Raw genomic sequence first — 13,628 nt, 5'->3', positions numbered from 1 at the left:
TAAGATTTACCAAAAAGTTAAAATATATCCTAACATAGCACCTCCTAAAACAATAAAAGCGCTGTTTACTTTTTTTTTAAAAAAAACAGCAAGCAGACTTATGATGGCAATAACAATAGTGCGCCAATCTGTAACTGTATCTTTAGCCATTGTTATACAAACAGCAATAATTAAGGCAACGGCTGCTACATTTACAGCATCTAAAATAGCACCAATAAGCTTCGATTTCCTCATTTTAGGAATCAACGGATTTAAAACTAAAACAAAAAAGAAGGATGGTAAAAATATTCCAATAGTTGCTACCAGTGCACCCGTTATTCCATTCATTTGCCAACCAATAAAAGTAGCGGTAGATAAAACAGGACCTGGAGTTATTTGCCCTACAGCAACAGCATCTATTAGTACCTGTCTAGAAAGCCATCCGTTAGCAACCAGTTCTGCATCTAAAAAAGCAAATAATACATAACCACTTCCATATAAAATTGCACCAACTTTTAAAAAGGTCAATAAAATTTTCAGGTTGTTGGCTTGAAGCGTTTCACTTGCTTGAAATAGAAAAAAAGGAAGTATGCTGGTTAAATTAGTACGGTTTTGGTTGAAAAAATAGAGTAATGCACCTAGTAAGCCACAGCCAAATAAAGCCGCTATTTCATTAACGCCTAAAAGGCAAGCAACTAAAGTGATTAATCCTAAAATAGCTAAAGATGTATTTTTTACGGCTTTTTTACCTAATCGATAAGCTGCCATAACAATAATGGCGATTACTGCTGGTTTTATTCCGTAAATGAAGGGTTCAACTTTAGGAAGCTGACCATATTCTTGGTATAACCACGCTACTATTGATGTAATTACTACGGCAGGAAAAATAAAACAAAAACCAGCTACAATTAACCCTTTCCAACCAGCTCTTTCATGTCCGCAGTGCATGGTCATTTCAGTAGAGTTTGGTCCTGGTATTAAATTGGTAGCTCCCATTAAATCTAGAAAATGTTGCTGAGTCATCCATTTTCTTTTTTTAACAACTTCATCTTCCATCATGGCAATATGCGCAGCAGGTCCGCCAAAAGCAATACAACCTAGTTTAAAAAATAGTTTGGCGACTTCTTTAAGTTGAGTTTTTTGTGACATTTTAAAGTGTTAGAAAAATAGACTTTAGTGGTTTTTGGAGGTAAATTTAAATAAAAGTACACTGGTTAAAGCTTTTTTACACTTTTTTGACAATTGATTTACACTTTTAACGTAAGGTTGCGATAGTTTTGATGAAAACTTTAAAAACGAATAGTATGAAAACCATTAAAAATAGAATTTTGTTAGTTGGGGCATTGTTAGTTATAGTACTTGTAAGCGGATTTGCTAAAAGTACTTCAACAGTTACACCAAAAGAAATAAAAGAGGTAAGAGAAACTGTGAAAAATCAAACAATTAATATGTTTGTAACACACGGACATTGTAGTACACCGTTTGGTGGTATTGTAAACGATTTAAAAGTGGATATCCCTGTACGAATGGATGCTGGAAACCCGTTAGAAAACATGCGTATTTCGTTTGAGGTTGACCCAAACTCATTTAGAGTATGTAGAGGTGATGAGGCTGATTTAACTGCAAGAATTAAAACCAAAGGAGTGTTTATTAATGATCAAAACGATAACATAACATTTAGAACTACGAATGTTTTTGTGATGGGGGTAGATTGGTATCAAATTAACGGAATGATGTCTATTAAAGGAGTTGAAAGAGAAGTGAAATTTTTTGCAACTGGAATTAGAAATTCATACGAAAGCATGTCTAGCGAACTGGTATTGCAAGGTCAAGTAAATTTATTAGACTGGGGGATTGATTATGATAAATTAGTAAACGGGCAATCATCAAACGTTCCTACCAAATGGTTGTATTTAAATATGAAAATTGAGTTGAGTTAATTGAATATATAAAAGAGCCTACAATGTTTTAAATTTTGTAGGCTTTTGTTAACGGTTATCATATGGTTTGTTGAGTGAAAATCAGGTGTAATGAATTAAACATAGTGTTGTATCATGTCTTTCTTTTTAATTTTAAATTTCTGAACTTTATTATTTTGCGTTCTGTATTCTATATGCCAATTTGATTTCAAAATTTTATCAAAGTCTTTTTTAAAATAAACACTCAAATTAAAATTTCTAATTTCTTTTGGTTGAAGGTTTATATGTTTAAGGTCATCTACTTTAATCATATAATCTAAATTTTTCCTAGTAGAGTTATCTTTGAAGATTGTTGTATTTTTTGATTTTTGGTCAGTTGCCACAAATTTTACATCCCTTAGAATTTTTCTTGAATATTCGGAAGTGTTAATTAAATCAAAATCAATACTGATGTGGAGAAGTTCAGTCTGCTTCTTTATTTTTTGAGTTTTATTATAACCTCCAGAATCACTTCGTTCTAATAAACTAAAACTTACATTATTTAAGTAAAATTTTATTCGACCAAATTTAGATATTTTGTTAAGAAATGCTCCTAATAAAACACCTAGCAGAGTACCTAGCAATCCAATGATTTCAGTAAAATGTTTTGATATTAAGTCAGTCAATTTTTATTTGATATAGGTTATAATGTATTATAACTTTTAAGAGTATAAATCCGTTTTAATAATTCATATTCTAATGTCAACCAAGTTAGTTTAAATCAGGTAAAAAATCAAACCTAAAAAATAGACTGTTCAGAAAGCGTGGTAAACTCCTCTAAAAAGCGCATACCTCTGTAGGAATTTCCTTTTTTGTTCAGTTTAGGGCTCCATACAGCAATGGCATACTGGTTAGGGTGTATGGCAATAATACCACCGCCAACTCCGCTTTTACCTGCGAGTCCAACTTTAAAAGCAAACTCACCAGATTCGTCATAAAACCCACAAGTTTGCATTAGTGCATTAATTCTTTTCGATTGACTTTTGGTCAATATTTGTTCTCCTTGTCGTGTTTTTCCGTTATTGGCTAAGAAGAAAAACAATTCAGAAAGTTGTTCGCAAGTCAATTCCAACGAACATAAATCGAAATAGAAATCAAGCACCACTTCAGGATCATTGTATATGTTTCCGTAAGATTTAATAAAATTACATAAGGCAACATTTCTGTATCCTACCGATTTTTCTGAAGCTGCAATTTTTGCTGAGTAGTCAATGTCTTTATTTTTAGAAAGACTTTTAATGAAATTCAATAAATCTTCCTTAGGATTTACCAAACTACTAATTAAAATATCAGCAATTACAATAGCACCTGCGTTGATAAACGGATTTCTAGGAATACCATTATCCGTTTCTAGTTGGATCAATGAATTAAAACTATTTCCAGATGGCTCAACACCTAATCTGTCCCAAATAGATTCACCAAGATGCTTATACGCCAAACAAAGTGATAATACTTTAGCAATACTTTGAATAGAAAATTTTTCTTGAAAGTTTCCTAATCCAAAATTAGTATTAGTAACTGTTGAAATATGTACGCCAAATTTATCAGCATCAATGGTAGCTAATTCAGGAATATAGGTAGCTAACTCCCCAACATTTTCAATAGGAGCTATTTTTTGATATACAGTTTCAAGTATTTCTTTATAATTCATTGTTTTTAAACACTAAATATGTGTTAAACGAAATTAGTTGAATTCTATTTGAAAACAAAAAGGAAAGTAACTACTTCATTTATACTGTTTTAAAATGTTTTCATGATTGATTATCAGTGTTTTATGGTGTTTTTTGTATGTCGAGTTTATTTATTTTTGAACTTAGCATTGTCGAAATGAAGTGCTATTAAAGCAAGAAATCTATATATAGTGATTATAGAGGTATAAAATGAAAAAGGTTTGGTAGTACTATGAATTTTAAAAGGTGGAATCCGAAAAACCTATTATAAATAGAGTAGGAAATTAACTAACCAAATTTTTATATTATGTCAAGTATAGCATTAGAAGCTCTAGGAGCAGAGGTAGGTAAATTCCTTAGTCATGCAAATGATAAGGTGTGGCTTCAAAACGGAGTGCAAGGAAAAGGAGAAGTTTTTGAACTTAAAAAATTAAAAGATAATCGTGTAGCTTTAGCATGTAAAGGAGCTGAAAAAGGAAAGTATCTTAGTCATGCTTTTGGTAAATTATGGTTGCAAGATGGTGTGCAAGGAGAAGGAGAAGAATGGATAATGAAAGATCATGGAAAAGGAAATGTATCTTTTGATTGTTTAGGAGCAGAGACTGGAAAAACACTTAGTCATGCTTTTGATAAAATGTGGCTACAAGATGGCTATCAAGGAGAAGGAGAATTGTGGGCTAAAAAACACGAATAAAAACTTTTCTTCTTGAAGGAAAATAAAAAAGCAACCTCAAACGAGGTTGCTTTTAATATATAGTAAGGCTCCTTGTTAGGAAGTTCTTTTCTTATCCTAAGAAAGGGTAACGGTAATCTACAGGAGAAACAAAAGTTTCTTTGATTAAACGAGGAGATACCCAACGTAATAAGTTTTGAGCAGATCCTGCTTTATCGTTTGTTCCTGAAGCTCTAGCTCCACCAAATGGTTGTTGTCCTACAACAGCACCTGTTGGTTTATCGTTTACATAGAAGTTACCAGCACAGTTTTCTAAAGCTTTAGTAGCTTCTGCAACTGCGTAACGATCTGTAGAGAATACAGCACCAGTTAAAGCGTATTCAGAAGTTCCGTCAACTAACTTTAAAGTATCAGCCCAATCTGCATCTTCGTATACATAAATAGTTACTACAGGACCGAATAATTCAGTTTCCATAGTAGTATATTTAGGGTTTGTAGTTAAGATAACAGTTGGCTCAATAAAGTATCCTTTTGATTTATCGTAGTTACCACCAGCAAAAATCTCAGCATCAGCATCCGCTTTAGCTTGATCAATATATTTTGCTAACTTATCAAAAGAACCTTCGTGAATTACCGCAGTAATAAAGTTACTCATGTCTTCTGGAGAACCCATTTTAAAAGAAGCGATATCTTCTTTTACGTAGTTCAATGTTTCTTCAGCTAACGATTTTGGTAAGTATACTCTTGAAGCTGCAGAACATTTTTGACCTTGGAATTCAAAAGCACCACGAGAAATACCTGTAGCTACTTGTTTTGGATTAGCAGAAGGGTGTGCAATGATAAAATCTTTACCACCAGTTTCTCCTACAATTCTTGGGTATGTTTTGTATGTATGAATGTTTTCTCCAATCTTTTTCCATAATTCCTTAAATACATAAGTAGAACCTGTAAAGTGGATTCCAGCAAAATCAGGAGAAGATAAAACTACATCAGTAATTTCAACAGGATCACCATAAATTACGTTGATAACACCGTCTGGTACACCAGCTTCTTTAAATACATCTACAATTACTTTTGCAGAGAAAATTTGGCTATCAGATGGTTTCCAAACTACAACGTTCCCCATCATTGCAGCTGATGCAGGTAAGTTTGCAGCAATTGCAGTAAAGTTAAATGGAGTAATTGCGTATACAAATCCTTCTAACGGACGGTACTCAACGCGGTTCCAAATTCCATCGTCAGAGTTTGGTTGCTCGTTGTAAATTTCAGACATGTACTCTACGTTAAAACGTAAAAAGTCGATTAACTCACATGCAGCGTCAATCTCAGCTTGATGAACTGTTTTTGATTGAGCAATCATAGTTGCAGCGTTAATCTTTGCACGGTAAGGTCCAGCAATTAACTCAGCAGCACGTAAAAAGATAGCAGCTCTTTGTTCCCATGGCATTTGTGCCCATTCAGTACGAGCTTCTAAAGCATTAGCAATAGCTTTTTCAGCATGAGATTTATCTCCAATATGATATTGTCCTACCACGTGTTGGTGATCGTGAGGAGGAGTCATATTACGAGTATTTCCAGTTCTAACTTCTTCGTTACCGATGTACATAGGTACATCAACAGATCCGTTAAAATATTCTTTGTATTGTTTTGAAACGGCTTCACGCTCTGAAGATCCAGGAGCGTATCCTTTTACCGGTTCGTTAATGGCAGTTGGTACGTGAAAAAATCCTTTTCCCATTTGTATGTTGTTTGTTGAATTAAATTTCTTTCTTTGTTATTGAAAAAGTCCAATAATGAACTTTCTTAAATGACAAAGTTACGGTTATTTTAGGAATATTTAAATGGACATAAGGCTGGAATTATATAAAACTAAAACAACATGTGTACGGTAACTTATTTACCTTTAGGGAATAATGATTTTATATTAACTTCTAACAGAGATGAAGATCCGAAGCGAAAAACTATTTCTCCAAAAACGTATGTTGAAGAAGGAGTGAGGTTAACGTATCCTAAAGATGAGTTAGCAGGAGGAACTTGGATAGGTTTAAGTGAAAAAAATAGATTGATTTGTCTGTTGAACGGTGGATTTACAAAACATCAAAGAGCAGAGTCGTATAGAATGAGTAGAGGAGTTATTGTAAAACAATTATTAAAAGTTGATAATCCTGTTGAAATAATCAATCATTTTGATTTTGAGGGAATTGAGCCTTTTACGATTATTTTAGTTGATTGGAGTAAAGAGTTAAAAGCATACGAGTTGGTTTGGGATGTAAAAGGAAAACATTTTCAAGAGCTAGATAAAACGCCTAAAATTTGGTCGTCATCTACACTCTACACTGATGAAATGAAACAGTTGAGAAGAGATTGGTTTGCTGATTGGTTATCGGTTAATAAAGATTTCGAACAATCAAAAGTCATTAACTTTCACCAAGATGAAACTAGAGGGAATAAAGAAGTGTCATTAAAGATGAAGCGTCAAAATGTAGAAACAGTAAGTGTAACATCTGTAATGAAAAATGAAGAAGAACTTACCATGAGTTACTACGATTTACATTCAAATATTAACAAAATAGAGGAAGAAATCATTCGCTTGTAATAAAAGCTATTTAATATCTTTGCAAAAAAGTTTTTATGAATAAAAGATTATTACTCCTATTTTCCGTAATTTCTATTTTCTTATTTACAAGTTGTTTTGAGTTTGTTGAAGAGGTAACTTTTAATAAAGATGGTTCTGGAAGTGCTGTACTTACTATTAATTTAAGTAAAAGTAAAACAAAGCTAGCTTCTATAATGCTACTTGATAGTATAAATGGCTACAAAGTACCTTCAAAAGTAACCATAAGAAAAAAAGTACAAGAAATAGTTTCTAAAATTAAAGGAACAAAAGGAGTTCATAATGTAAAAAACACGTTAGATTTTAATGAGTTTATTGTTACAGTTTCGTGTGATTTTGATAATGTGGAAGCTTTAAATGAAGTAATAGCTAATTTTAGCTCAAAGAAACACATAGAAGCTATCAAAAAGAATAAACATTTTACATTTAATGAAAAAAGTAAAACATTTACACGTAGTCATCATTTCGATTTAGGAAAAGAGTTTAGAAAAACAAAAAACCAAGATCGTAAGGTGTTTGAAACAGCAACTTATACAAGTGTTTATAGGTTTGAAACACCAATAAAAACTACAGAGAATAATCAAGCAAGAATATCAAAAAGCAAAAAAGCTATTATGTTGCATTTACAAGCACAAGACATTATAGCAAACAAGCAAACAATCAAAAATAAAATACAATTAGAGAATTAAATTTAGAATGAAAAAAATTATTGCTACACTACTGTTATTAAACACATATACAGCTATACAGGCTCAGCGATTAGAGTCTAAAATACCTAACAATGTAGATGTGTTAGTTTCTGCAAACGCAGAAAACTTATTTAAGTTAATAAAAGTATCAGATATAGATAAAAGCGCTATTGGAAAAGAGATTTTAAAAGACTTAAATAGAAGTAATAAAACTTACAGAGTAGAATCTGTAGTTGAGTCAGAGTCTGATGAAAAGAAAGAAGGCTCAAAAGAAATAGAAGAAAGAAAAAAAGTGTCTTCAGTAGCTAATGCAGGTATAGACATTAAATCAAACGCTTATTATTTCTTTACTAAAACAGACAGTATTTCATACCATAACTTTTATGTGGAGTTGAAAGATAGAGAGTTGTTTGAGTCAATGTTAAGTAAACGAAATAAAAAGAAGATAAGAAGAATGGAAGGCTACAACATTATTGAAGGACGTAGCGATATTAGAATTTGGAATGATGATTATCTTTTATTAGTGAATGGAGATGTTTCTAGAGGTTATTTCTCAACTCATAAAGAGCGTTTAGATAAACTAAGAGAAGAGAAGGAGTTCACTTATTCATTTAGAAAAAGAATAGGTAAGGGTTGGACAAAAAAGTATGTACTGGACTTATTTAATAAGAATGTTATCAGTTCTATTGCTTCTAATACTAAGTTTCAAAAGAGTAAAAAGAAAAATGCATCAGCAACACTTTGGGTTCGTAACTATGGTATGTTAATGACAGATTTATTTAAATCTTTTGGTAGTTCTTTGTACCCTTTATATGCAGATGTAGGAGATCAAAATATTTATGGAGTTGAAGAAGTAACTGCTAATTTATTTTTTGATAAAAGCGATGCAAGAATTTTACTAGATATGTCAGTTAGTCCTGATATGAAGAAATCTTTTAAAAAGATTTATAATAAAAGAATGAGTCGCGATCTAGTAAATAGCTTTGATCATGATAAAGCATTAGCATTTTGGAGCATTTCTATTGATACTGAAGAAACATTAAAACAATATCCAGAATTATTGAACAAGATGTACGGAGGTATTTTGCCTAAGTTTCAAGAAGAAATGGAAATTGTAGGAGATTTATTTTCTTTAGTTATAGATGAAGAAGCTATTGGAAGACTAATTACAGGTGATGCTCTTTTAGTGTTAAACGATTTTTCTAAAAAAGAAGTAGAGTATACTACTTACAAGTATGATGAAGACTATAAGCGTAAAGAAGTAACAAAAACTAAAGAGGAATTTGTTCCTGATTTTACGTTAATGATTGGCTCAAAAGAAGAAGATTTATTGAATAAGTTTTTCAAATTAGGAGAAAAACATAAAGCTGTTGAAATTGAAAATAACGTTGTAAAGTTTAAAACTAAAAAATCTGATATACCATTCAATTTATATTCAGTAGTTAAAAACGATGTACTGTATTTAACAACCTCAGAAACTAATGCGTTAAGTATTGCAAGAGGAAATAACAATTTCAATACTAAAAAACATAGTAAATTAGTTAGAGATAATTCAACAGTGTTTTTTGTTGATGTTAATGCGGTTTTAAATAAGATTCCTAATAAGTGGATGAGTAAATCAGAAAAAGAAGCAATGCGTTTTTCAACAAATAATTTAAATGACGGAGTGTTTAGAGTGTCTAGAATGAGAGGGAATACAATTTCTTCAGAGTTGAAAATTTCTACTCAAGGAACTGAAGAAAACACATTAAAGTTATTGTTAGAGTTTATCAATGCAGTAGCGAAGTAAGCTAAATGATAAAAAGAATAGCATATATACTCATAATAGTATGCTGTATTATAGTTACGGTTGGGTTTTTTAGATATAATCCAACCGTAACTTATACAAAAAAAGTTCCAGCATCAGCTGAAACAGTAGTCTATATTAATCTTCGAGAAATAGAATACAACATAGTTCTTAGTTTTTTAAAGCATCCACTTTCTCAGTTAGACTTTAAGGAATCTTCAACTTCAAAAGAAGAGGAAAAGAAAGCAACATTATTAGATGAAATAGAAGTGCCCAATAGTTTGTTTTTCTATACCAATAAGCAAGAGTTTGAAGACTTTTTTATTAGTAGTCCAATAGTTGTTAAGGAGAAAATTATAGAAGCTTTAAAAGAAGAGAATTTTACTACAAAAAATGTTAATAAAAGTACAGTTTATAGCAAAGGAATAATAAGTTGTGTACTGCAAAATAACTCTTTGCAAGTGTTATTGAAAAAGCATAAAAAAGCACAAATATCACCTGAGTTATTATCTAAATTAAATCAAGAAAATTACTTTTCTGAAAACGATTTAATTTTCAAACAAATAAAAAATAGTAAACAGCCAGTGGCTATAAGTACTTTGCAAGGAGATTTTTTTGAGTTTGTTATAGATGGAAGTAGTTTAAGAATCAAAGGTGAGTTGAGTGAAGAAAATAACTTGTTTGAACCATTTAAAGTGACATCAGTAGCTAGTTCAATACTGAGTGTGTCAGGAAAGTTAAATACTGAACTAATAGCCGATAAATTAGGTGAGAATCTAAAGAAAAAGTTTAAAAAACTCACAACATTGTCATTGGACTCTGTTACTAATAAATGGGACGGAGTAGTAGAGGGCAATCTTACTTCTTTTGTAGAAAAATCAGATACCATCGTAACTTATGAATATGATGATGATTTTAATAAGGTAGAAAAAAAAGATATTCAAAAAACGATAACACCTAAGGTTACCTTGGAGTTGCAAGGAAACGATCTTTGTGATTATTTGAAAGAAAAAGAAGTGATTAAGAGAGTTGATAATGAGGATCTATTGACATTGATGCCTTTGTTTACTACTTACAGTTTTTGTAAAGGAAATGGCTTGAAATTTACATCTGAAAAAAATCAAAAGCCTACCAAAAATATCGATGGAAACAATAAGTTTTACCTCTTGTTTAATGTGGCTAATTATCAAGAAAAAGATAGAGGTATTTACTCTTTAAAAAATAAATACCTAGATAAGGTAAAAACAATACAGTTGTCAGTAACTAATAACAATCAATTAGATGCAACTGTAGAGTTAAAAAACACTTCTAAAAACGTCTTCTTGCAAATGCTAGATTAATAAAAGGCAAAAGCAGCAAACGATATAGCGATAGAGCCAAACATAGCTAATATAAAAAACATAGTATTGGCTAGTATGTATTTTATAAATGTTTTAAAGTACCCTTGACTGTAAAATCTTTTCATGGCTATGAATAAATAAATCATAAAGAGTAGTAAGAAAACAAGTAAAAAACTGTCTGAATGCTTGAAAAAATCTATTATATAAAAAATAGAAAACAGCAGAAAGAGTACGGTTTGTACATGAAATACAAAAACAAGATGTTCTACATATGTATACCTTCTTCTAAGGTAAATAAACTTTAAAAATAAAGTGAATATAGGTAGGAGTATAAATAGTGCGATAGAAGCATACGATAGTATTTGACGGAAAAACTTCTTAGCTTCATCTTTATCTAAAAATACAGAGTTAAAAACTTTTGCACGTGAATACCAAAAACGATTGCTAAAGTTTTTCTCTGTTTTCAAGCTGTCCAAAGCAGCTTCTATTGGTACTTTAGGATTAGCTTTTTGAAATTTCATGAACTTAATAATTCTGAAAGAATCATTAGGATCAGCTTTGGTTAGTTTTAGTTCAGAATTATATGAAACTGATGTAGAGTCAGATTTAGGTTGTGTTTTTTTTGCTTCAAGAGAGTCTTGCTCTTCAAGTTGTTTGAAAACTACATCTTGAATTGAATCAAGATCTACCTCAATAGTTTCGCTATTGTCATTGTTTAGTTTAATTTGAGAATTACTACTTGAAGATTTACCGATTCTTAATTCTTCAAATTTTTTATAGCTATCGGTTATACTTATAATTAAAAAGAAAATAATAGAAGTAGCTAAATAAAACCGAAATGGATTGGTGTATTTAGTTCTTTTTCCTTCTATATAATCTTTAGAAACTTTCCCCGGACTTATTAATAATGGAATAAGTGTTCTCCAAAATTTAGTATCTAAAGAGAAAAAACCAGCAAAAAGTTCACGAAGAAAAATGCTTAAAGTAATTTTTTTGCCTCTATTTTTTTGTCCACATTCAGGACAAAACTTTTCATTGTTAGTAAAAGGGTGTCCGCAGTTTAAACAGTTAGCATCTCTTACAACTGGAACTTTATTTTTTTTAATCATTAGTTTAAAATAGCAGTAGTGGTTAATTGAAAAGTTGGAATAGTTACTAAAAACTCTTCTAGTGTTTTTACATTAATCATTTTGTAATTGCCTCCCATAGCACCAGTGGTAGAAAGTAAAAAACAATTAGATCTATAATTGTAAATATCGTTAGGTTTTAAGGTTGGGGTTTCGCCAACAACTCCTTCGCCTTCTACATATTCAGTGCCATTAAGAGCGTCAAAAATAACCCAAAAACGTTCCAAGAGTTTTACAGTGTCTTTTGATTTGTTTTCTATAGAAATATAGTAACTGAAAGCATAGTATTGTCGATGCCCTCTGTAAACAGAGCCTCTAAAAGATGTTTTTACAGAGATCTTGATGCCTTTTGTTACTTGTTGAAACATATGATAAAGATAGTTCTTTTTCAGTTTTTAGTCAATGTTTCTAAAGATACCTTACCTATTTTGGTTAAAAAATCCATAACCTACACCAATTACCCTGTCATAAATTTCACCAAAAGGTTTGTAGTAAACAATCACAGTGTACTCGTTTTCGGTTTGGTAAAAAGAACCGTCAACTTCATGTAGGTCAATATTTTTGTTATTGTCTAAAGTAGCGTAGCTATAGTTATAGAAGCCTTGTTTAAAGGGTAATGTAGCTTTGTAAATTTTCTGAGAAGAGTCGTAAGTCATTTTATTCTCTTCAGATAACTCGTAATTATTAAAAGCACCATACACGTATACATCTTTGTTCTCGTAAGGCTCAAAAGCTTCTAAAGAAAAATGAACTAAAGAGTAATCAGCTTCGGTATTATCTCTATTGTCAACAACATCACGTTCAGTAGTTCTTACAACAAACTGTCCATTGATATCGGGGTTATATGTGTATATTTTATCAATACGAGGTTCGTCTGTGTAAAGGTAGCTGTGGTATAGGTTTTTACGTTCAACACGGGCAATATTTAAGCTAGAATTTCTTATAAACTTTGTGTCAAAATTCAAAAACTCATTTCCACCCCAAAAATTAGTTTTTACAGTATGATTGTAAAGAAGTTGCTGAGGTTTAATAAAAATGGGCTGAAGATTGGTAATAGCAGTATTCCAATTATGATTTTGAAACAATGTTACATTAATTTCTTGAGAAGGAATGTTTATCTGTAAGCCTGGGTGGTTAACAGAAAATTGAACTGTTTGTTGCTCGTTGGTTGTTGCTGTATTTCTACTTCTAAAAGCGGCAACACCAACAGTGGTAATTTCTTCATAGAACACACAACGCCTAGTAAAAATGACCTCGTAGTTTTCATCAATAATAGAAATTAAATAATTGCCACTTTTAGTAATAATGGTATTTTGATTTGGAATTTCGACAGAGTAGTGTGTGTAGGGTTGGAGTGTGTTAAAGGAATTAGTAAAATTGATAATTTCATTTTGTTCAAACCCCTCAATATATTGATTGCTCGTCATTGAGCTAGGTTTCCAGTCATGGGTCATATGTTCTATTTTATATTGATACTGTTTGCTGTCAGCATCTAAATCGTCAAAAGACAATTTTAAAACATCACCTAAACGTACAATTGGAGTATAAAAATTTGGGTTATTTTTAGGTCGTAATTGTACAGTTTTTATGTTTTGAGCAAAGCTCGAAATAACTAATAAAAAGGCAATTAAGGATAGTTCTTTTTTCATCATGATGTAACAAAAGTATCAAAATATAAGCCAAAGACAAGGTTTTTATTTAGAATAAATATAAATAATAAGGTTTCGTAAAGATAAAAATGTTTTTGTTCTGCAAAGGGATTCAAAATTTTTAAATTTGCGTGTTTTTTAAG

13 protein-coding genes are annotated in these 13,628 nt (G+C 31.1%); 6 read left to right on the top strand and 7 right to left on the bottom strand.

The window, feature by feature from the left end; genetic code table 11:
• Positions 1 to 6: 6 nt before the first annotated feature.
• Positions 7 to 1,128: a chromate efflux transporter gene (chrA, locus tag LCI24_RS00220; RefSeq protein ID WP_274638622.1), complete on the bottom strand. Its 1,122-nt coding sequence runs from the start codon at positions 1,126 to 1,128 to the stop codon at positions 7 to 9.
• 155 nt (positions 1,129 to 1,283) lie between these two features.
• On the opposite strand from chrA, the gene LCI24_RS00215 reads away from it, so the two are divergent.
• A complete protein-coding gene (locus LCI24_RS00215) occupies positions 1,284 to 1,919 on the top strand; it encodes a YceI family protein (RefSeq protein ID WP_274638621.1) in 636 nt (211 codons plus the stop codon).
• Between the two features lie 95 nt (positions 1,920 to 2,014).
• Here the strand turns inward: LCI24_RS00215 and LCI24_RS00210 are convergent, their stop codons facing one another.
• Both LCI24_RS00210 and LCI24_RS00205 read right to left on the bottom strand, forming a co-directional pair.
• Complete coding sequence (locus LCI24_RS00210; protein WP_274638620.1) at positions 2,015 to 2,563, bottom strand: hypothetical protein; 549 nt, start codon at positions 2,561 to 2,563, stop codon at positions 2,015 to 2,017.
• 113 nt (positions 2,564 to 2,676) lie between these two features.
• Entirely contained in the window at positions 2,677 to 3,588 is a 912-nt protein-coding gene (locus LCI24_RS00205) for a glutaminase (RefSeq protein WP_274638619.1), read from the bottom strand.
• 326 nt (positions 3,589 to 3,914) lie between these two features.
• On the opposite strand from LCI24_RS00205, the gene LCI24_RS00200 reads away from it, so the two are divergent.
• On the top strand, positions 3,915 to 4,301 hold the full coding sequence (locus LCI24_RS00200) for a hypothetical protein (RefSeq protein WP_274638618.1): 387 nt from the start codon (positions 3,915 to 3,917) through the stop codon (positions 4,299 to 4,301).
• Positions 4,302 to 4,392: 91 nt separating this feature from the next.
• On the opposite strand, the gene pruA is transcribed toward LCI24_RS00200, so the two are convergent.
• Positions 4,393 to 6,018 (bottom strand): L-glutamate gamma-semialdehyde dehydrogenase, encoded by a 1,626-nt coding sequence (pruA, locus tag LCI24_RS00195; protein ID WP_274638617.1) that lies wholly within the window; start codon positions 6,016 to 6,018, stop codon positions 4,393 to 4,395.
• Positions 6,019 to 6,159: 141 nt separating this feature from the next.
• Between pruA and LCI24_RS00190 the strand changes: the two genes are divergently transcribed.
• From LCI24_RS00190 to LCI24_RS00175, 4 genes are read left to right on the top strand one after another with little or no spacing between them, the layout of a single operon-like run.
• Positions 6,160 to 6,876: an NRDE family protein gene (locus LCI24_RS00190; RefSeq protein ID WP_274638616.1), complete on the top strand. Its 717-nt coding sequence runs from the start codon at positions 6,160 to 6,162 to the stop codon at positions 6,874 to 6,876.
• A gap of 35 nt (positions 6,877 to 6,911) precedes the next feature.
• Entirely contained in the window at positions 6,912 to 7,583 is a 672-nt protein-coding gene (locus tag LCI24_RS00185; protein WP_274638615.1) for a hypothetical protein, read from the top strand.
• A gap of 7 nt (positions 7,584 to 7,590) precedes the next feature.
• Complete coding sequence (locus LCI24_RS00180; RefSeq protein WP_274638614.1) at positions 7,591 to 9,372, top strand: hypothetical protein; 1,782 nt, start codon at positions 7,591 to 7,593, stop codon at positions 9,370 to 9,372.
• A 5-nt stretch (positions 9,373 to 9,377) separates the two neighbouring features.
• Positions 9,378 to 10,709, top strand: coding sequence for a hypothetical protein (locus LCI24_RS00175; protein ID WP_274638613.1), 1,332 nt, complete (start codon positions 9,378 to 9,380; stop codon positions 10,707 to 10,709).
• Here LCI24_RS00175 and LCI24_RS00170 read toward each other — a convergent pair.
• The 3 genes from LCI24_RS00170 to LCI24_RS00160 are packed head-to-tail and all read right to left on the bottom strand — an operon-like array spanning position 10,706 to position 13,488.
• Positions 10,706 to 11,818 (bottom strand): DUF3667 domain-containing protein, encoded by a 1,113-nt coding sequence (locus LCI24_RS00170; RefSeq protein ID WP_274638612.1) that lies wholly within the window; start codon positions 11,816 to 11,818, stop codon positions 10,706 to 10,708. The genes LCI24_RS00175 and LCI24_RS00170 overlap by 4 nt on opposite strands.
• The gene (gene apaG / locus LCI24_RS00165; RefSeq protein ID WP_274638611.1) at positions 11,818 to 12,204 is read right to left on the bottom strand and encodes a Co2+/Mg2+ efflux protein ApaG; all 387 of its coding nucleotides are present in this window, start codon (positions 12,202 to 12,204) and stop codon (positions 11,818 to 11,820) included. The genes LCI24_RS00170 and apaG overlap by 1 nt, the downstream gene beginning before the upstream one ends.
• Positions 12,205 to 12,255: 51 nt before the next feature.
• On the bottom strand, positions 12,256 to 13,488 hold the full coding sequence (locus LCI24_RS00160) for a type IX secretion system plug protein (protein ID WP_274638610.1): 1,233 nt from the start codon (positions 13,486 to 13,488) through the stop codon (positions 12,256 to 12,258).
• Positions 13,489 to 13,628: the final 140 nt, after the last annotated feature.

It is taken from the genome of Tenacibaculum larymnensis (assembly GCF_028829235.1).
GTDB lineage: Bacteria > Bacteroidota > Bacteroidia > Flavobacteriales > Flavobacteriaceae > Polaribacter > Polaribacter larymnensis.
This window is presented reverse-complemented; position numbering and strand designations above follow the sequence as displayed.

Excerpts from the sequence above, each read along its gene's own strand:
- chrA (WP_274638622.1), bottom strand. The coding sequence starts at position 1,128 with ATGTCACAAAAAACTCAACTTAAAGAAGTCGCCAAACTATTTTTTAAA.
- LCI24_RS00215 (WP_274638621.1), top strand. The coding sequence starts at position 1,284 with ATGAAAACCATTAAAAATAGAATTTTGTTAGTTGGGGCATTGTTAGTT.
- LCI24_RS00205 (WP_274638619.1), bottom strand. The coding sequence starts at position 3,588 with ATGAATTATAAAGAAATACTTGAAACTGTATATCAAAAAATAGCTCCT.
- LCI24_RS00200 (WP_274638618.1), top strand. The coding sequence starts at position 3,915 with ATGTCAAGTATAGCATTAGAAGCTCTAGGAGCAGAGGTAGGTAAATTC.
- pruA (WP_274638617.1), bottom strand. The coding sequence starts at position 6,018 with ATGGGAAAAGGATTTTTTCACGTACCAACTGCCATTAACGAACCGGTA.
- LCI24_RS00190 (WP_274638616.1), top strand. The coding sequence starts at position 6,160 with ATGTGTACGGTAACTTATTTACCTTTAGGGAATAATGATTTTATATTA.
- LCI24_RS00185 (WP_274638615.1), top strand. The coding sequence starts at position 6,912 with ATGAATAAAAGATTATTACTCCTATTTTCCGTAATTTCTATTTTCTTA.
- LCI24_RS00180 (WP_274638614.1), top strand. The coding sequence starts at position 7,591 with ATGAAAAAAATTATTGCTACACTACTGTTATTAAACACATATACAGCT.
- LCI24_RS00175 (WP_274638613.1), top strand. The coding sequence starts at position 9,378 with ATGATAAAAAGAATAGCATATATACTCATAATAGTATGCTGTATTATA.
- LCI24_RS00170 (WP_274638612.1), bottom strand. The coding sequence starts at position 11,818 with ATGATTAAAAAAAATAAAGTTCCAGTTGTAAGAGATGCTAACTGTTTA.
- apaG (WP_274638611.1), bottom strand. The coding sequence starts at position 12,204 with ATGTTTCAACAAGTAACAAAAGGCATCAAGATCTCTGTAAAAACATCT.
- LCI24_RS00160 (WP_274638610.1), bottom strand. The coding sequence starts at position 13,488 with ATGATGAAAAAAGAACTATCCTTAATTGCCTTTTTATTAGTTATTTCG.